We start from the raw sequence: 16,803 nt of genomic DNA, 5'->3' as shown, positions 1-16,803 counted from the left end.
CCATGACATCCGATGCTCAGGGAAATCGGCCGCTTAGCGAAGAAGAACTTCAGGAACTGGTCGCGTCCTCCGACGCGGGCGCCCGCAACCCGGTGGGAAGCGTGGGGCTGTTCCTGGCGATCGTCGCCGTCATCTGGTCCGTGTTCCAAGTCATTCTGGCCTCACCGCTGGCCAACCAGCTGCTGCCTGGCAGCGTGATCAACAATTCCCGCCAAATCCATTTGGCTTTTGCTCTTTTCCTGGCCTATGCCGCCTATCCTGCCTTGAAATCGAGCCCGCGGGCTTACATCCCGATACAGGATTGGATCTTTGCCATCGCGGGCACCGGCATCGCGCTTTACGGTTATATTTTCTATCAGAAAATCGTTGATTCCGGCGGACTTGCCGACGACATGGACAAGTGGTTCGCGCTCGCCGGTCTGATCCTTCTTTTCGAAGCCGCGCGCCGCGCGCTTGGCCCGGCGATGGCGATCATTGCCACGATTTTCCTGGCCTACGTCTTCTTCGGCTCCTCCGAATGGGTGCCTGAAGTTATCCGCTGGAAAGGTGCCAGCCTGAAGAAGGCCATGAGTCACATGTGGATCACGTCCGAAGGCGTTTTCGGTATCGCACTGGGTGTTTCAACGAAATTCGTCTTCCTCTTTGTGCTGTTCGGCGCGCTGCTGGATAAGGCGGGTGCCGGCAACTACTTCATCAAGATGGCCTTTGGCGCGCTTGGCCACCTGCGCGGCGGCCCGGCCAAGGCGGCTGTTGTCGGCTCTGCCGCGACCGGTCTGATTTCCGGCTCTTCTATCGCCAACGTGGTCACCACCGGCACTTTCACGATCCCGCTGATGAAGCGTGTGGGCTTCACCTCTGAGCAGGCTGGCTCGGTCGAGGTGGCGTCCTCGGTGAACGGTCAGATCATGCCGCCGGTGATGGGGGCTGCGGCCTTTCTGATGGTGGAATATGTGGGCATCTCTTATGTCGAGGTGATCACCCATGCCTTCCTTCCGGCCGCGATCTCCTACATCGCGCTGGTCTATATCGTGCATCTGGAAGCGGTGAAGCGGAACATGCCGACGCTGGGCAATCGCGTGGTGTCGATGGGCCGTACGATCGGCGGCATGGCTCTGTTCTTTGCGGGCTTTGCGGCCCTTTGCTACGGCGTGCAGTACCCTGTGAAATGGGTGGTCACTGCTATGCCCGAGGCTTCAGGCCTGACGCTGTCGGCCTTGCTGCTTGCGGTCTATGTTGGCCTGCTGTGGCTGGCCTCCGGCGTTGATGATCTGGTGCCGGATGACCCCAACGCCAAAGAGGTCGAACTTCCAGTGGTGGCAGAGATCTACAAGGCGGGCCTGCATTACCTGCTGCCGATCATTGTGCTGGTTTACTTCCTGATGATCGAGCAGAAGTCGCCCGGACTGTCAGCCTTCTGGGCAACAGCTCTGCTGTTTGCGATCCTGCTGACGCAGAAACCGCTCAAGGCCATCTTCCGCGGGCAAAGCAATATGGCTAACGCCTTCGTGGAAGGTATCCATGACCTCTGGAACGGTCTGATCGACGGTGCCCGCAACATGATCGGCATCGCGTTGGCTACCGCCACCGCAGGCGTGATCGTCGGCACCGTGACGCTGACCGGCGTGGGGCAGGTGATGTCCGAGCTGGTCGAGTTCGTCTCGGGCGGCAACCTGATCCTTATGCTGGTGATGGTAGGCCTGCTGTCACTGGTACTGGGCATGGGCCTGCCGACAACCGCCAACTACATCGTTGTCAGTTCGTTGATGGCGGGCGTCGTGGTGGAACTGGGTGCCCAGTCTGGCCTGATCGTGCCGCTGATTGCTGTGCATCTGTTTGTATTCTACTTCGGGATCATGGCTGACGTGACACCGCCTGTGGGGCTTGCCAGTTTTGCAGCTGCGGCTGTGTCGGGCGGCGATGCCATACGTACAGGCTTCACAGCGTTCTTCTACAGCTTGCGGACCGTGGCGCTGCCGTTTGTATTCATCTTCAATACCGACCTTCTGCTGATTGATGTGAACTGGATACAGGGGATACTCGTGGCCATATCAGCCACCATTGCGATCCTCGTCTTTACCGCGGGCACCATGGGTTACTTCGTCAGCCGCAACCGGATCTATGAGAGCGTCCTTCTTATCTTTGCAGCCTTTGCACTGTTCCGCCCGGACTTCTTCATGGACCGGGTGATGCCGCCCTTTGCCCAGGTCCCGCCGGCCCAGCTGGCGCAGGCGCTGGAGGAGGCAGAGCCGGGGGCAGAACTTCGGATTACCGTAGAGGGCCCGGATTTCGACACGTCTGAGATCAAAAGCACCACGATGATCATGACCGCCGATGGCTCGGACGGGCAGTCTGCTGTCGATGCCTACGGCCTGCTTTTGATGGAGGAAGATGGAGCGGTGAAGCTGGAAGAGCCGATGTTCGGCACCGCGGCAGCCCCCAATCTGGAGAGCTTTGATTTCTACGCCGACGAACCGGTTCAGATCATCGCTGTCCAGGCCCCTGCCAGCCAATTGCCGAAGGAGCTGATGTTCCTGCCGGCGCTTCTGCTGGTTGCCCTGGTAGCCCTGATGCAGCGCGGCCGCGCGCGTGAAGAAGAAGGAGTAACAGCATGAGCAAACCCGTTCTTTGCGCCTTGGAGTTGAATGATCCGGCCTTGGACGAAATGGTTCTGGCTCAGGCCGCCCGGCTGGCTGATCTGGAGGATGCCCAGCTGGACGTCGTCAATGTCTTGCCGGACTTTGGCGAAAGCTGGGTCTCGGGCTTCTTTGAGGAACACCACCATAAAAAGGCGGTCAAGGACACCACTCAGCGATTGACTGATCTGTGCGAGAGAGTTCTTGGCAAGGACCGTAACGCCAAGGTCCGCCATTTGGTGGCCACTGGTACCGCCTATCAGGAGATCCTGAAGGTTGCCGGGACCGCAGGCAGCGGCCTGATCGTGATTGGGGCACATAAACCGGATCTGAAGGATTACCTGCTCGGGCCAAACGCGGCCCGGGTTATCCGCCACTCCAACTGTTCAGTCTTTGTAGTCCGCTGAAACAGACAAGGGCGCCTTCGGGCGCCCTTATTCATATCCAGTCATTTCGAGGTACCCCTTGCCGCTGTGGCTGCCCGTGACCGTGACCGGTCCCTCCCAGTAGGAAAACGAAGTGCCCATCCAGCTTTGCGGGTTAAGCGCCTGCACCTCAATGAAAACCTCCTTGGCAGGCAGGTTTGCTTGCCAGCGCGTTGGAACCTTGCGTCCAGCCACCTCGCTGTATTCCAGGGGTTCAGCCTGAAAGGCCCCCGGTTCCAGCGGTTCCGCCGTCCCGTCAGCGGCAATCCAGGTGCCGGATGTAAAGTCGCCGGTTTCGCTGCGCAGAACGAAGCCCATTAGCTTGCCGCCGCTGTCAAAGCTGAGCGAAAACCAGTCCCAGCCGTTTTGGTCTTCTGCTAGCGGCTGGCTGGACCATTCCCGGTCCAGCCAGCCATGGCCGGTGACTTCGACCGGCCCCTCCACCAGCTCAAGCGTACCGGAGACCTGATAGTGCGGCTGGGAATAGTAGTGGCTCGCCTGACCGCTTGCTGATTTCACTGAATAGCCGTTGTCACCATGTTGCACCAAGGGGCCATCGGCGCTGAGGGCCAGTGAGTACGAGAAACCATCACCAGAGGCGGAAAGGGATATGTTTTCAATAGACTGCCCGGCGGAGCGCATCTGCCAGTCATTAATCCAGGCGTCAAAGGGGTCCGCCTGAACGCCAGCCTGGCCAATCCCGCCTCGGGCGATACGCTCGGCGAACAGGTGCTGATCCCGGCTGGTCACGGCCGCATGGGCCATCCAAATCTGCGGGCTTCGCCACCCCTCCGCTTCACCAGGCGCCAGGGCAGAGCGAAACAACGTCCATTGGACGCCGTAATCCGCACCGTCAGAACCTCCAAGATTGGTAGTCAAGTACCACCATTCAATGCGAAAATCAGGATGCGGGCCATGGTCTTCTGGAAAGGACAGCTGGGTGCCGGACTTCGGAGAGGCAAAGCCGTCTGCGGTTGTTCCCAGCCCGGCATAGCCCTGCGGCTGAGCTGCGGTAGCCCAGATGGCGGCGGCGGTGCAGAGAAAAGTCTTAGCGTTCATTGGCAAACACCTTGAGCAATGCGGCCGGATCAATCCGGCTGAGCCGACGGGCTGGCAGCGCAGCAGCAATGATCGCAGCCACCAGTGCCAGCAGGAACAGCCGAAGCCAATCAAGCGGAAACAGGTACATCGGAAGCTTCCAGCCAAAGGCCTCCACATTGATCACCGACAGCAGTGCCCAGGCTAAGACCAGCCCCAGTGGCAGCGCCAGAGTTGCGGTTGCTGCTGTCAGCAGCACGCTGCGCAGGATTTCAACCCCGGCCAATTGGCGGCGGGTCAGGCCCATCGCCCAGACCGGCGCAAGCTGCGGTAAGCGCTGGTTCCACAAGGTGAGCAGGCTGGTCAGAAGGGCAAACCCCGCGACACCAAGCGTTAGCAGCTTCAATGCGCCGGTGATGACAAAGGTCCGATCAAACACCGCCAGCGACCGGGACTTGGCACTGGCTTGATCGGTTATGTTTTCTCTTGGAATACCAAGGTCCTGCCGAAGGTTTCTGATCAGGTTCTCGATTTGATCCGGTGCGACCCGGAGGCCGAAATGCCGGTTCGGCAGGTCGGGCGTGCGGGTCAGCAGCGCAGGTAGGGAAACCATGACCTGGCCGTTCGGGTTGCCGTAATCGGAGTAGATCCCGGCGATGGTCAGGCGCCATTCTGGCTCCAGCTCCAAGACGGAGCCCGGAGCCAGTCCGTGACGGCGGGCAAGTTGCTCGTTGATTAGAGCGGCCTGACCGCCCGCAATCTGGTCCCAGGCATCCGGAAGCGCGTCCAGCAGCGGCCAGTTCTGCCGGTAGGCCGGACTATCCGAAACCCCGTAGATGCGCAGGGGTGCGCCCTGGTGCCGGGTGTCGCTGTAGCGCCGCGGCAGAGCCGTGATGCGCTGGGTATGCAACCACTCGGCTAATTCTGCGCCTTGGGCGTCGCTGCTTGCTGTGACATAGACCTCAGCAAACAGGCGCTGATCCAGCCAGCCGGTAAAGGTCAGGCGAAAGCTGGAGACCATGGTGCCGACCCCAATGTTGGTGGCCAGCGCCAGCAACAAGGCCATCAAGGCAAGCGACAACCCGGGAAGCTGTGCGCGTGTATCGGCCCAGAGCCATTCTGTAAAAGCCCCCTTGGCCAGCCGCCCGCCAAGGCGCAGCCCGGCGGAAATCAGCATCGGTAACAGCAGAGCGGCCCCCAGCATCAATGCGCCCAGAAACGCAAAACCCGCGATAAGACCCTGAAAGGTATGAAGTACAATAAACGCTCCCGCGATGAGAGCCGCGCCCGAAAACGCTCCGGCACTATGCGACCGGCTGGCCTGCTGGCCCCGGGCGCGGGTGGCATGGGCAGCCAGCAGCGGCATCCGCCACAGCGCAAAAAGGGCCTGCGCCCCGCCCAGGAATGTGCCGCCCAGCGCCATTGAGAGACCGGAGATTGCCCAACCTGGTCGCAGGGAAAGGCTGCCGTCCACTGGTGCACCGTAGAGTCCGGCGAGGGTGGCGCTGACGTCTGGCAGCAGTGCTGCCGCCACAAAGTAACCGCCTGCCAGCCCGGCGGCGCCCGCCGCCAGCGCGATGACAGCCAGTTCCGCACCAAAGAGGCCGGTCAACAGCGGCATTGGCACGCCAAGGCTCCGCAGCGTGCGGATCATCCCGCGGCGTTGTTCAATGCTAAGCGTGATCGTGCCCTGGACGATGAACAGGCCTACGGCAAAGGCCAGTAGACCGAAGGCGGTCAGGTTCAGGTGGAAACTGTCGGTCAGCCGCGCCGCGTCGGAGGCGGAAGAACGGGCCTCCACAAGCTTCAGATTGGGCGCCAGTTCCTGGAGTGGTGCCAGCCCAGGGCGCTGCTCCGGCAGAACCAGCAGATAGCTGAGACTGTCCGGACGGCGCTGCAGCGCGCTGGCGAGGCTGATGTCAGCCACAGCAATCCCGCGCGGCAAAGCCGCCAACGCGGTCACCGGGTGCGCAGTCTGGTAGGCTCGCAGCAGCTCCGCCGTTTCAGGATGCGCAAAGAGCCGTCCGGGCGGCAGAAGCGCGTCCAGAGGCGGCACGCCGTCTTGCTCCAAGGCTTCGGATAGCGTGGCAGCCAGCGGGTGCTGCAGCAGGTCAACACCCATGATATCAAAGCTTTGCTGCTCAAACCTGACAGTACCTTCCAGCACTGGCGCCAGCTGCCATCCTGCCCGCCGCAATGCCGCGTACTGACCAAGCGGGATCATCCCCGACATTGGCACCAGCCGGTCCGCTCCTGCGGTGCCAAGCTGTTCAGCTGCCCGGGCATAGCTGGCACGGGCCTCTGCGTTGATCGCCTGCACAGCTGACCAAAGGCCGGTTGCCAGCGCCAGTCCCAGGATCAGGGTTGCAAGCTGCAGCGGGTGGCGCCGCCAATGCGAAAGGATGGCGTGCAGCGCAGCGCGGGTCATGCAGCCAAACCATTGCGCAGATGCAGGTGCTGATCCAGCATCTGAGCGATGGTGGATGAATGGGTCACCAGGAACAGCGCCGTGCCGCTTTCGCCCACCAGTTCCAGCATCAGTTCAAGCACCTTTGCGCTGGCAGCCTCGTCCAGGTTACCGGTCGGCTCGTCTGCCAGCAGCAGTTTGGGCCGCAGGGCCAGTGCGCGCGCGATTGCCACGCGCTGTTGTTGCCCGCCGGACAGCTGCTCCGGGTAGTAATTCAGCAGGCTGGCAAGGCCAAGATGGCTGGCCAGGTTCAGCCCCCAGTCCGCGTCCCACCTGCCGCCCAGCCGGGCGTGAAGTGCGATGTTCTGCCTTACATTAAGTGAAGGGATTAAATTAAATTGCTGGAAAACAAGAGAAACCTTTTCTCGCCGCAGCGCAGCCAGTTGGCGGTCCCCAAGGCCAGACAGGCGGGTGCCGTCAATCTCAATTTCTCCGCTGTCGAAGCGGTCAAGTGCTCCGGCCAAATGCAGAAGGGTGCTTTTGCCGGAGCCGCTTTCCCCGGTCAGTGCCAGGCTGCTGCCTGCTGCCAGTTCCATAGTTACCCCGCGCAGTACAGCTGTTTCTGCCGTCTGGCCTGGATAAGACTTGGTCACATTGCAGATTGTCAAAACCATTATCGGCAACTTTCCGGGCGATTGGAATGCACTTGCTGCATGGGCACTCAATACTCATGATCCCGGGATGTCCAGCCTTGCACAGGCCCGGCACCGGACCTGCGGCACAGGCAGGTTCCGCTTTTTTGAGTTGCGGGCCGCTGTGCCAAAGTGCAGCTATGGGTTGCCAAGGCACGGTCAAAACGGGAGGTCTGGCATGACGCTGTGGAACCAGCTGCTGTGGGGGTCAATCTATCTCAGCACTTGCCTGATCCTGGAAATTTCGATCCTGGTCTGGTGTTCTTCTGTGCTGAACAGATTGTCCGGGCGGTTTGACAAACCCTTCCGGCGCTGGCAGCTCGGCCTGATGCTGGTGGTGGCGATTTTCATCATCCTGGGCGGTCACACTGCGCAGGTCTGGATCTGGTCCGCGGCGTTTGTGCTGGTTGGCGCGATCGAAGACTGGAATACGTCGGTCTACTTTTCCTTGGCGACCTATACCACTCTCGGCTATGGCGATGTGGTTCTGGGACCTGCGCTGCGGATATTCGCTGCTTTCGCCGCGGTAACAGGTCTGTTCGGTTTCGGGATCAGCACCGCCTTCCTTGTCAGTGCAATGGGACGCCTGTTTTCCTTTAACAGTCAGCGATCTGCCGGTAGCGGTTAAAGTACAGGCGCCAGCAAACGGGCAGCCGGAGCCAGAAGGCGGATTGCCAGCGTCTGCTGCGGAAGCCCGATGGAAAGATCAGTTGCGCGCTGGAAATCCGCGTCTAGCATTTCCGCGACGGCTGTTGCGGGATCCTGGCCGAAGAACAGCGCCATGGTTTCAAAATTGAGCCGGAACGAGCGGTTGTCCAGGTTTGCGGTCCCAATTCCGGCGATTGTTTTGTCGATTACAAAGCACTTCTGATGCATGAAGCCGCCCCTATAGCGCAGAATGCGGACACCGGCTGCCTTCAGTTCGTCAAAGAACGCAAAACTGGCCAGCCAGGGCAGGTAGTGGTCCACTGTTTCCGGCAGAAGAATCCGCACATCAACGCCGCGCAGGCCGGCGTGTTTAAGGGCGGCAAACACGTCCTGATCGGGTACAAAGTAGGGAGAGGCGATCCAGATCCTGGATTGTGCCGCGGTGATTGCAGAGAAATAGAGCATGGACCCGTTGCCGATGGTGTCGCCGGGGCCGGTGGAGGCAATCAGGGCAGGGTAGTCCTGGGGCGACGGTTCAGGCTCCCAGTTCAGCAGGTCCAGGATCGGCTCCTGAGTGCGCCAATGCCAATCCTCTGCAAACGACAGCTGAAGCTGCTGGACGACAGGTCCGGTGAGTTTCACATGCGTGTCCCGCCACGGTCCGAACCTTGGGTCCAGGCCCATGTACGCGTCACCTGCGTTCAGGCCGCCAGTGAACCCGGTGCGGCCGTCCGTGATGACTGTTTTCCGGTGGTTTCGGAAATTGATGCGCAGACGGTGCCAGGGCCCTCTTTGAACCGCGGGGTCGATCATGTTGACACCTGCGGCCTCCAGCGCGCGCTTGTAATTACGCGGCAGTTTCCGGCTGCCGATACTGTCAGTCATGAACCAGACAGTGACACCGCGTTCTGCTGCTGCAATCAGCCGGGATTGCAGCTCCGTTCCCAGATCATCGGCGTGCAGGATGTAATACTGAACAAGCACATACTCCTGTGCGTTCTCAATGGCTTCGAAAATAGAGTTGAATGTTTCTGAACCGTTAAGAAGCAGCTCCATTCCGTTCCCGCGGCAAACCTGCAATCCTGCGATGGCTTCGAACGGGGCGGTATTGACGCTCAGCGGCGGCACATCTTCGGACCGGGCAGAGGTATAATGGCGCGTGGCGATTACCGCTTGTTCCGCTGCCCGGCGGGCCTTCCAGTATCCTTTGAACCGGTGGTGGCCGAATATTAAATAGGCAGGCAGTGCGAGGACGGGGGCGGCCAGCAGGAACACGACCCAGCCAATGGCGCCTTGCGGGGTGCGCGCAGTGCGGGCGGCGCTGAGCGCAGCAAGCCCCGCAGCCGTCCAGGTTGCGGCCAGGGCGGCGGTGCTGAGAATAATCCAGACCATCGGTGGCTCCAAAATCTGCCTTGGAGTCAACCTAGTGCCGAAAGCACCCGCCCGCTATACCCGGCACTGCAAATCGCGGGGCTGATTGGCCACGGCGGTGTATTGCCGCTGGTATTTTCCCTGCAGTTGTGGAACCTTGCCGCTATGCCGATCCTTCCGCCAATCCGCATGTGGCCTGCCGCGCTCCTGACTGCCGCCCGCCGTTTTAACCGAAAAAACGGCTGGGTGATGAGCAGCCATATTGCCATGTCGATGATGCTGGCGCTGTTTCCCTTTGTGCTGTTCACCGTTGCGCTAGCGGGCACAGTGGCGGGGCTGCTGTCGCAAGAAGTTGCGATGGAAACAATGACAGAACAGGTGTTCAGCGTCTGGCCGGATGCGGTGGCACGTCCGATCCTGCGCGAGCTGCAATCCGTATTGCAGAACTCGAACACCCAGCTCGTCACGCTGGGCGGCTTGTTTGCGCTTTACTTTGCGTCGAACGGGGTCGATGCCGTTCGGACGGCTATGGTGCAGGCTTATCATGACAGTGACACAAGGCCTTTCTGGCGGTCGAGGGCTTTGTGCATCGGGTTGGTTATTCTGGGCGGCGCCGGCATTCTGGCGGTCACCGTGTTCGAAGTGATCATGCCGCTGTACGTGCGCCACATTACCAAATTTCTGCCGATTGCCACTGTGCCGCAAGGCTGGGAACAGGGGCTAAGGGGGGTCTTGGCGCTGGCCTTGCCGGTTGGCGCGGTGCTGGCCTTTCACGTTCTGTTGCCGGGCCGTGTGCACCGGTTGCGCCGGATCCTGCCGGGGGCGGTTCTGACGCTCTTTCTGTGGCTGGCTTGCGGCAGTGGTTTTGCAATCTATGTGGGGTCATTTGCGCAGTATTCCACCACCTATGCCGGGCTTGCCGGCGCCATGGCCGCGATGATCTTTCTTTACCTGAATTCCGCCATCCTGATCCTCGGGGCAGAGTTCAACGGCGCACTGATCGACATGGCCAATGGCATGGGGCGGACATAGCGCTGCGGCTTACGCGCAACTGTTTCCAAATATGCAACAATAAGGCGGTCTTGCCACAATTGCGCCCAGAAGCGAACCCAATCACCCCCTAGTTCTTCTGGAAAGCTGAAGATCCAGAAGGGGCCGTCATGACAAAACTGCAAAGCAAGCTTCGCCACATGCGCCTGTTTGAGCTGATGCGGCAGCGCGGGTCAGCCAGCAATGCCAGCCGCAAGCTGCGGGTGTCCCGGCTGACCGAAGAGGAAGACGAGGCAGCTGTCATGCTGCGCACGCTGGCAGCGCGGTCGCTTACCTTTCCGCACAGCCGCCGGGTCTGATCCGGCTCAGCCGCGGAAGCCTGTCGCCACCACGAATTTTTCAGAGCTGTCCGACCGCGAGGAGGGCGGCTTGATATTCATCACCTTGGTGAACTTCTGTTTCAGCAGCTTCTGGAGCTCGCCCTCGGCGCCGCCGGCCAGAACCTTAGCGACAAAAGTGCCGCCTTCTTCGAGCACGTCAAAAGCGAAATAGGCGGCGGTTTCGCACAGCGAGATGATCCGCAAATGGTCGGTCTGCTTGTGGCCGGAGCTGGCCGCCGCCATGTCCGACATCACCACATCTGCCTTGCCGCCCAGCCATTCCTTGACCTGCTCATCGGCGCCGTCATCCATGAAGTCGAGCTGATGAAACTCGGCCCCTGCCAGCGGTTCGACTTCCTGAAGGTCGATACCGATGATGCGGCCGACGGCCTTGCCTTGTTTTTCACCCAGGGAATTGATCCGCTTCACCGCAACCTGCGCCCAGCCGCCCGGGGCGCAGCCCAGATCGACAACCCGGGCACCGTTCACCAGGAAGCGGTACTTGTCGTCCAGCTCCATGATCTTGTAGGCCGCGCGGCCGCGGTAGCCTTCGGCCTGGGCGCGTTTGACATAAGGGTCGTTCAGCTGCCGCTGCAGCCAGCGGGTAGAGCTGAGCTTGCGCCCGCGCGCCGTTTTCACATTGACCTTCAGATCCCGCAGCCCGCGGCCGGAAGTGTTTTTACCAGTGGGGGTCTTTGCCATGAGCCTATTCTCCGAAGGTGCCGGCTGCAGATAACCTCTTGCTCCTGCCGGATCAAGACGATGCTTTTTCGCAAGAAAGCGCAAGGTCAGGCCAGGGAGCGGATATGCCGAACATAAGATATCCTAGAAGGTTTGCGGCTTTGCCCCAAAGGCTCTTCTTCTCGCAGCCCGCTGGCAACCTGTCAGACCTTTCAGTATTATCGTCTTTGGCGTCGAGGACTTTCAAGTCGCCGTCGCGAATTGCGCAGAGGTATACTGAAGCCTCCGCGGCATCTTTGGAGGGAACATTGATTGGAATCCCGCCAAACGCCAGGCATTGATGCGGCAGCAGTGTAATGGTGTTGATCCCCGGGCAAAACACTTGGAAGCCTGCAGCCTCCAACGCAGAAACCGTTACAGAAACAGTGCTTAGCCGGTACGCTATGGCAACGGTCGAAAACATGCGAGGCACCTTGCGATTACAGTTGAGCTGCTAATAGGGACCGTCTTCCAGAACGCCATCTGCGCTCATCTGCGCATAAAGCAGGCCTTCGCGCAGGCCGCGGTCCGCAACCGACAGCCGGTCTGTGGGCCAGCAGCGCAACAGCGCCTGCAGGATTGCAGATCCAGACATGATCAGGGCTTGCCGGTCCTCACCTATGCGAGGGTCGTGGCGGCGGCCCTGAGGGCCAAGCTCCAGATATCCGCGGATTACTTTGTCAATCTGATCGCTGGTCATTCGCAAGCCATCAACCTTGGTGCGGTCATAGCGCTTCAGCCCCAGATGCGAGGCAGCAACGGTGGTGACGGTGCCGGAGGTGCCGACGATCTGGAAGCCTGCCCGCGCCTGCTCGTCTTTGTAGGGGGCGAAATCGGCGAGGTTCTCCTCAAAAAACCAGCTCATCAGGGCGAAGCGCGCGGCGTCGTCCTCCACATCGTTGAATTGATCGCGCAGCGTGGCGACCCCCAGCGGCACGGAAATCCAATCCACGACCTTGGCAGCGGGGAAGGGGCTTTCGGTCGGGTGAAACCCGTTGTGCAGCCGCATGATGGCGGAAGGACGGTCGCGGCGCGGCACAGAGGAGACGTCGATCCACACCAGTTCGGTGGAGCCACCGCCGATATCGACCACCAGCAGCTGTTCAGTCTTGGTGGAAACCAGCGGTGCACAGGAGATTACTGCCAGCCGCGCCTCTTCCTCCGGCTGGATGATTTCCAGCGTCAGTCCGGTTTCCCGCTTCACCTGACGGATGAAATCGCGCGCGTTTTTGGCGCGGCGGCAGGCCTCGGTTGCCACCAGCCGCATGCGCTTGACCTTGTTGCGCTTAAGTTTCTGCTGGCAGATCCGCAGCGCCTGAATAGTGCGCGCCATTGAGGACCGGGACAGCCGTCCGGTCCGCTCCAGCCCGGCGCCGAGCTGCACCGATTTAGAGAAACTGTCGACCACATGAATACCGCTGCCCTTGGGCTGGGCGATCAGCATGCGGCAGCTATTTGTACCCAGATCCAGCGCCGCATAGAGCGCATCAGGATCGGGACGGGCCGGTGCAGGGGTCTCAACCGCTTTGGGAAACGCGCCCGCACCTTTCGAGCGCCTGGGCGCCATGATTCACGCCCTCCGATTATCGTGTTAACTGCGACAATAGGTGTGCAGATGCGGCGGCGCAAGCGCCCCGGTGGAAGAAGTGAAGCAAATTCCGCCGCTTCCCGGAAAACTCATAATCCACATGAATATTTTGGCACTATGCCCCTGTGGCATTCGTAGGTGTACAAAGCTAGTGTCGCGGCAGCAAAACGTCGCTCAATCCCATCGTGTTGTCGAAAATCGACCAACCTGCGGCGCGCCACCGCACTAGAACGTGGTCTATCCAGGCTAGGAGGAAAGCAAGGCATGCCCGACGTTACGATCGTATACTGGCGCGACATCCCCGCGCAGGTCATCGTTGGCAAAGGCCGCCGCGGCACCAAGCGGCAGCTCGAAGAGCGGTTCGAGCAGGCCATCGACCGCGCGGCCATGAAGGTAAACGCCAAGGACGCAGACGCCTATCTTGCGGAGTGGCGCAAGGCCGCGCCTTTCGCTGCCGAGGGCGAGGCTGCCGAGATTGCCGAGGCCGAGGCAACCCGCCTGGAAACGGAATATGATCAGGACCGCCTGAAGGCGCTGATCGCAAACGACGGATGGGCGTGAGCCTGACACCACTTATGGGAGGCCGTGATGGCTTTGCTGAACTTTAAAAAACGTGACTCTGGCGCTGCCCAGCCGGTCAACCCGCAGGTCGAGGCCTTTCTGCAGGGCTATTCGATCGAGGTGATGCCGCGCACCGCCGAGAAGGTCGCCGATTTCCGCGACCTGCTGCCGGCCGGCACACGCGTTTACATCGCGCATATCGAAGGCACCCCGATCGAAGATATGGTTGCCACCGCCAAGCGCCTGAATGCCGAAGGTTTCCCGGTGATGCCGCACTTCCCGGCGCGCATCATTAAAGACGAGGCTACCCTGGCTGACTGGATTGCCCGTTACCAGGGCGAAGCCGACGTCAAGCAGGCGCTGATGCTTGCGGGCGGCGTGGCTAAGCCGCACGGCGATTTCCACAGCTCCATGCAGCTCTTGGAAACCGGCCTTTTCGACAAGGCGGGCTTTACCAACCTGCACGTTGCCGGCCACCCGGAAGGCAACAAGGACATCGACCCGGACGGCTCCAGTAAAAACGTCTCCGAAGCCGTGCAGTGGAAGCAGAAATTCTCCGAGCGCACCGACGCCAAGATGGCGCTGGCCACGCAGTTCGCCTTTGAAGCCAAGCCGATCATTGAATGGGCAAACGGACTGAAGGCCGCAGGCGTGGATCTGCCGATCCACATCGGCATCGCCGGCCCGGCGAAGCTGCAGACCTTGATCAAATTCGCCATCGCCTGCGGTGTCGGCCCGTCGCTGAAGGTTCTGCAAAAGCGCGCAATGGACGTGTCCAAGCTGCTGCTGCCCTACGAGCCGACCGATGTGGTTGCCGAACTGGCTGCCTACAAGGCGGAAAACCCGGACTTCAACATCACCAACGTGCACTTCTTCCCGCTGGGCGGCATCAAAACCAATGCCACCTGGGCCATCAACAACGGCGGCGCCTCGGCAAAGCCGGTCAACTCCTAAGACCCTAAGGATCAAAAATGACCCGTACAGTCGTAGAATCAAAAACCAAAACCGCGATCCTGGGCTTTGATCAGCCGTTCTGCGTGATCGGAGAACGGATCAATCCGACCGGCCGCAAGAAACTCGCAGCAGAACTGGAAGCCGGCGACTTCTCCACCGTTGAGAAGGACGCATTGGCCCAAGTGATGGCTGGCGCCAACATCCTGGATATCAATGCGGGCGTGGTCTACAACTCCAACCCGAACCCGAACGAGACCGAGCCGCCGCTGATGACCAAGATCGTCGAGCTGGTGCAAGGCCTCACCGATGTGCCGCTGTGCATCGACTCTTCGGTGCCCGGTGCGCTGGAAGCCGGCCTGCAGGCTGCCGAAGGCCGCCCGCTGCTGAACTCCGTCACCGGCGAGGAAGAGCGTCTGGAGCACGTGCTGCCGCTGGTCAAAAAGTACAATGTGCCGGTTGTAGCCATTTCCAACGACGACACCGGCATCTCGGAAGATCCCGACGTCCGTTTCGCCGTGGCCAAGAAAATCGTTGAGCGCGCAGCCGACTTCGGCATTCCGGCGCATGACATCGTGGTCGATCCGCTTGTGATGCCTATCGGCGCTATGGCGACCGCCGGTCAGCAGGTGTTTGCCCTGGTCCGCCGCCTGCGCGAAGAGCTGGGCGTGAACACCACCTGCGGCGCGTCCAACGTCTCCTTTGGCCTGCCAAACCGTCATGGCATCAATAACGCCTTCCTGCCGATGGCGATGGGTGCGGGCATGACCTCTGCGATCATGAACCCTGTGGCGCTGCCGGTGACCCAAAAGGCAATCGCCGAGAAGAAAGCCCTGGTCGAAGCGGCGGGCATCATCCTGCCGGAAGGCATGGATGACGAGGCGTTTGTGACCATGTTCGGCCTGGGCTCCACCAAGCCGCGCGCCGGCAAGGAGATGGAAGCCATCCGCGCCGCAAACCTCCTGACCAACAACGACCCGCACGGCGGCGACTGGATCAAGTTCAACAAGCCTCCGGCGGCGGAAGGCGAAGAAGGCCGCGGCCGTGGCGGCCGCGCCGGCGGACGCCGCCGCCGCGCCTGATATGCCAGAATGAAGCCAACACGAAGGCCGGGCAGAAATGTCCGGCCTTTTTTGTTTCTTTGAATTCGGGCGCTTGGGCGGATAGGCACATCTCTTGCCTGGCCAGCAAGAGGGATGGCGGGCGGGTTGACATGGTCCGCCGTGTGGCTGTGGCCATGCAGATTGAGAAGCGGTCTGTAAGGGGATAATGGCGGAGAGACAGGGATTCGAACCCTGGGTGGGCTTGCACCCACAACGGTTTTCGAGACCGCCCCGTTCGACCACTCCGGCACCTCTCCGCGGGGGTCTGGTGGGGCAGCGTTTAAGGTCGATTGCGGACAGGCGCAAGGGGCGATTTGCAGCTTTGGAAAAAAAAGCCGGATTTCCGTTGCCAGCCAAGGCTTTTTGCCTAAATTTGCTCTATGCAAATGATCCTTCCATTCCCCGCTTTCCTGATCCGCGTCCTCGCGGTTCTGTGCTTTGGCTTCTGGGCCATGGCTCTGCCGGCCCTTGCTGCAGACCGCGAAAGGGTTGAGGCGTTTCTGGAGGTTACCGGTTTCGACGTGGCGCTTGACAGTATCGCGCTGTCCGCCTCCAGCGCCCCGGATATGCTGGGCGTCGATGCCGGCGCCTTTGGCAGCCAGTGGACCGAAATGTCAGAGGAGGTCTTTGATACCAGGCAGATGCGCGGCCTGGCCCTGGACATACTGGAAAACACTCTTGATGACGAGGCTCTGGATCACGCCGCTGCTTTCTACGCCAGCGATCTCGGGAGGCGGCTGGTCCGGGCGGAAAACTCCTCGCATCTGGTGGAAGACGATGAAGTCAAACAGCTGGCGGGCAACCGTATCATATCTGATCTGGTCAAGGCCGGCAGCAAGCGGGTGGCGATGTATCAGCGGATGGGAAGTGCGATTGATGCCGCGGGCACCGGTGTGAAGGCCTTGCAGCAGATCCAGTTCCGGTTCCTCATGGCTGCTGCCGCAGCCGGTGTGATCGAACTGGAATTGGACGCGGATGAGCTGCGCGCCCTGATGAAGGAGCAAGAGGGCGAGCTGCGTCTCGGCCTGCAGGCATCCAGCCTTGCCGCCGCCGCTTATACGTATCAGGAGTTCAGCGATGACGAAGTCCAGGCCTATGTCGAGGCGCTGGAAGAGGCCCCGATGCAGCGTGTTTATGAGCTGTTGAACGCAGTTCAGTATGAAATCACCGCAGACCGGTTCGAGGAGCTGGCCCACCGGATGGCAGATCTGACGCCAGGCCAGGATATCTGAACTCCCGGGGCTGTTTGAAAAGCCGGTGGAAAGCGGTTGACACATCAGTAATTCCGAACCATAA

16 protein-coding genes and 1 tRNA gene are annotated in these 16,803 nt (G+C 60.7%); 9 read left to right on the top strand and 8 right to left on the bottom strand.

What is annotated here, in order from left to right; genetic code table 11:
• Nucleotides 1-2 precede the first annotated feature (2 nt).
• A complete protein-coding gene (locus tag AC5STB_RS17230; protein WP_495444020.1) occupies nt 3-2,612 on the top strand; it encodes a TRAP transporter permease in 2,610 nt (869 codons plus the stop codon).
• Nucleotides 2,609-3,040, top strand: a complete 432-nt coding sequence (locus AC5STB_RS17225) for a universal stress protein (protein ID WP_495444019.1) — start codon at nt 2,609-2,611, stop codon at nt 3,038-3,040. The genes AC5STB_RS17230 and AC5STB_RS17225 overlap by 4 nt, the downstream gene beginning before the upstream one ends.
• Before the next feature lie 27 nt (nt 3,041-3,067).
• Here AC5STB_RS17225 and AC5STB_RS17220 read toward each other — a convergent pair whose 3' ends face one another.
• From AC5STB_RS17220 to AC5STB_RS17210, 3 genes are read right to left on the bottom strand one after another with little or no spacing between them, the layout of a single operon-like run.
• Complete coding sequence (locus AC5STB_RS17220; RefSeq protein ID WP_495444018.1) at nt 3,068-4,117, bottom strand: lipocalin-like domain-containing protein; 1,050 nt, start codon at nt 4,115-4,117, stop codon at nt 3,068-3,070.
• Entirely contained in the window at nt 4,107-6,524 is a 2,418-nt protein-coding gene (locus AC5STB_RS17215; protein ID WP_495444017.1) for an ABC transporter permease, read from the bottom strand. The genes AC5STB_RS17220 and AC5STB_RS17215 overlap by 11 nt, the downstream gene beginning before the upstream one ends.
• On the bottom strand, nt 6,521-7,177 hold the full coding sequence (locus tag AC5STB_RS17210; protein ID WP_495444016.1) for an ABC transporter ATP-binding protein: 657 nt from the start codon (nt 7,175-7,177) through the stop codon (nt 6,521-6,523). Before AC5STB_RS17210 ends, AC5STB_RS17215 begins: the two co-directional genes overlap by 4 nt.
• Before the next feature lie 196 nt (nt 7,178-7,373).
• On the opposite strand from AC5STB_RS17210, the gene AC5STB_RS17205 reads away from it, so the two are divergent.
• Nucleotides 7,374-7,823: an ion channel gene (locus AC5STB_RS17205; RefSeq protein WP_495444015.1), complete on the top strand. Its 450-nt coding sequence runs from the start codon at nt 7,374-7,376 to the stop codon at nt 7,821-7,823.
• On the opposite strand, the gene cls is transcribed toward AC5STB_RS17205, so the two are convergent.
• Nucleotides 7,820-9,235, bottom strand: a complete 1,416-nt coding sequence (gene cls, locus AC5STB_RS17200) for a cardiolipin synthase (protein ID WP_495444014.1) — start codon at nt 9,233-9,235, stop codon at nt 7,820-7,822. The two genes, AC5STB_RS17205 and cls, sit on opposite strands and share 4 nt — an antisense overlap.
• Before the next feature lie 144 nt (nt 9,236-9,379).
• On the opposite strand from cls, the gene AC5STB_RS17195 reads away from it, so the two are divergent.
• Both AC5STB_RS17195 and AC5STB_RS17190 read left to right on the top strand, forming a co-directional pair.
• Entirely contained in the window at nt 9,380-10,246 is an 867-nt protein-coding gene (locus AC5STB_RS17195; RefSeq protein ID WP_495444013.1) for a YihY/virulence factor BrkB family protein, read from the top strand.
• 128 nt (nt 10,247-10,374) lie between these two features.
• Nucleotides 10,375-10,563, top strand: a complete 189-nt coding sequence (locus tag AC5STB_RS17190; protein WP_495444012.1) for a hypothetical protein — start codon at nt 10,375-10,377, stop codon at nt 10,561-10,563.
• Nucleotides 10,564-10,569: 6 nt separating this feature from the next.
• On the opposite strand, the gene AC5STB_RS17185 is transcribed toward AC5STB_RS17190, so the two are convergent.
• From AC5STB_RS17185 to AC5STB_RS17175, 3 genes are read right to left on the bottom strand one after another with little or no spacing between them, the layout of a single operon-like run.
• Nucleotides 10,570-11,286 carry an RlmE family RNA methyltransferase gene (locus AC5STB_RS17185; RefSeq protein WP_495444011.1) on the bottom strand — a complete coding sequence of 239 codons (717 nt, stop codon included), beginning with the start codon at nt 11,284-11,286 and terminating at the stop codon, nt 10,570-10,572.
• 52 nt (nt 11,287-11,338) lie between these two features.
• On the bottom strand, nt 11,339-11,728 hold the full coding sequence (locus tag AC5STB_RS17180) for a hypothetical protein (RefSeq protein WP_495444010.1): 390 nt from the start codon (nt 11,726-11,728) through the stop codon (nt 11,339-11,341).
• Nucleotides 11,729-11,758: 30 nt separating this feature from the next.
• Nucleotides 11,759-12,871 carry a Ppx/GppA phosphatase family protein gene (locus AC5STB_RS17175; RefSeq protein ID WP_495444009.1) on the bottom strand — a complete coding sequence of 371 codons (1,113 nt, stop codon included), beginning with the start codon at nt 12,869-12,871 and terminating at the stop codon, nt 11,759-11,761.
• A 285-nt stretch (nt 12,872-13,156) separates the two neighbouring features.
• Here AC5STB_RS17175 and AC5STB_RS17170 point away from each other — a divergent pair, with 285 nt between their 5' ends.
• The 3 genes from AC5STB_RS17170 to AC5STB_RS17160 are packed head-to-tail and all read left to right on the top strand — an operon-like array spanning nt 13,157 to nt 15,486.
• The gene (locus AC5STB_RS17170; RefSeq protein ID WP_495444008.1) at nt 13,157-13,453 is read left to right on the top strand and encodes a virulence factor; all 297 of its coding nucleotides are present in this window, start codon (nt 13,157-13,159) and stop codon (nt 13,451-13,453) included.
• Between the two features lie 27 nt (nt 13,454-13,480).
• Nucleotides 13,481-14,407 carry a methylenetetrahydrofolate reductase gene (locus tag AC5STB_RS17165; protein ID WP_495444007.1) on the top strand — a complete coding sequence of 309 codons (927 nt, stop codon included), beginning with the start codon at nt 13,481-13,483 and terminating at the stop codon, nt 14,405-14,407.
• Between the two features lie 17 nt (nt 14,408-14,424).
• The gene (locus AC5STB_RS17160; RefSeq protein ID WP_495444006.1) at nt 14,425-15,486 is read left to right on the top strand and encodes a methyltetrahydrofolate cobalamin methyltransferase; all 1,062 of its coding nucleotides are present in this window, start codon (nt 14,425-14,427) and stop codon (nt 15,484-15,486) included.
• Between the two features lie 188 nt (nt 15,487-15,674).
• Here the strand turns inward: AC5STB_RS17160 and AC5STB_RS17155 are convergent.
• Nucleotides 15,675-15,764 (bottom strand) — tRNA-Ser (locus AC5STB_RS17155).
• A 123-nt stretch (nt 15,765-15,887) separates the two neighbouring features.
• Here AC5STB_RS17155 and AC5STB_RS17150 point away from each other — a divergent pair.
• Nucleotides 15,888-16,739, top strand: coding sequence for a DUF2059 domain-containing protein (locus AC5STB_RS17150; protein ID WP_495444005.1), 852 nt, complete (start codon nt 15,888-15,890; stop codon nt 16,737-16,739).
• Nucleotides 16,740-16,803: the final 64 nt, after the last annotated feature.

The organism is Leisingera sp. CC-HEC093 (assembly GCF_059429195.1).
Note: the sequence above shows the minus strand (reverse complement) of the source record. Positions and strands in the feature narration are given on the sequence as shown.

Bases quoted from the DNA above. Each gene is read 5' to 3' on its own strand.
- AC5STB_RS17160 (WP_495444006.1), top strand. From the start codon at position 14,425: ATGACCCGTACAGTCGTAGAATCAAAAACCAAAACCGCGATCCTGGGC.
- AC5STB_RS17150 (WP_495444005.1), top strand. From the start codon at position 15,888: ATGCAAATGATCCTTCCATTCCCCGCTTTCCTGATCCGCGTCCTCGCG.
- AC5STB_RS17175 (WP_495444009.1), bottom strand. From the start codon at position 12,871: ATGGCGCCCAGGCGCTCGAAAGGTGCGGGCGCGTTTCCCAAAGCGGTT.
- AC5STB_RS17190 (WP_495444012.1), top strand. From the start codon at position 10,375: ATGACAAAACTGCAAAGCAAGCTTCGCCACATGCGCCTGTTTGAGCTG.
- AC5STB_RS17215 (WP_495444017.1), bottom strand. From the start codon at position 6,524: ATGACCCGCGCTGCGCTGCACGCCATCCTTTCGCATTGGCGGCGCCAC.
- AC5STB_RS17180 (WP_495444010.1), bottom strand. From the start codon at position 11,728: ATGTTTTCGACCGTTGCCATAGCGTACCGGCTAAGCACTGTTTCTGTA.
- AC5STB_RS17195 (WP_495444013.1), top strand. From the start codon at position 9,380: ATGCCGATCCTTCCGCCAATCCGCATGTGGCCTGCCGCGCTCCTGACT.
- AC5STB_RS17170 (WP_495444008.1), top strand. From the start codon at position 13,157: ATGCCCGACGTTACGATCGTATACTGGCGCGACATCCCCGCGCAGGTC.
- AC5STB_RS17225 (WP_495444019.1), top strand. From the start codon at position 2,609: ATGAGCAAACCCGTTCTTTGCGCCTTGGAGTTGAATGATCCGGCCTTG.
- AC5STB_RS17165 (WP_495444007.1), top strand. From the start codon at position 13,481: ATGGCTTTGCTGAACTTTAAAAAACGTGACTCTGGCGCTGCCCAGCCG.
- AC5STB_RS17185 (WP_495444011.1), bottom strand. From the start codon at position 11,286: ATGGCAAAGACCCCCACTGGTAAAAACACTTCCGGCCGCGGGCTGCGG.
- AC5STB_RS17210 (WP_495444016.1), bottom strand. From the start codon at position 7,177: ATGGTTTTGACAATCTGCAATGTGACCAAGTCTTATCCAGGCCAGACG.
- cls (WP_495444014.1), bottom strand. From the start codon at position 9,235: ATGGTCTGGATTATTCTCAGCACCGCCGCCCTGGCCGCAACCTGGACG.
- AC5STB_RS17230 (WP_495444020.1), top strand. From the start codon at position 3: ATGACATCCGATGCTCAGGGAAATCGGCCGCTTAGCGAAGAAGAACTT.
- AC5STB_RS17205 (WP_495444015.1), top strand. From the start codon at position 7,374: ATGACGCTGTGGAACCAGCTGCTGTGGGGGTCAATCTATCTCAGCACT.
- AC5STB_RS17220 (WP_495444018.1), bottom strand. From the start codon at position 4,117: ATGAACGCTAAGACTTTTCTCTGCACCGCCGCCGCCATCTGGGCTACC.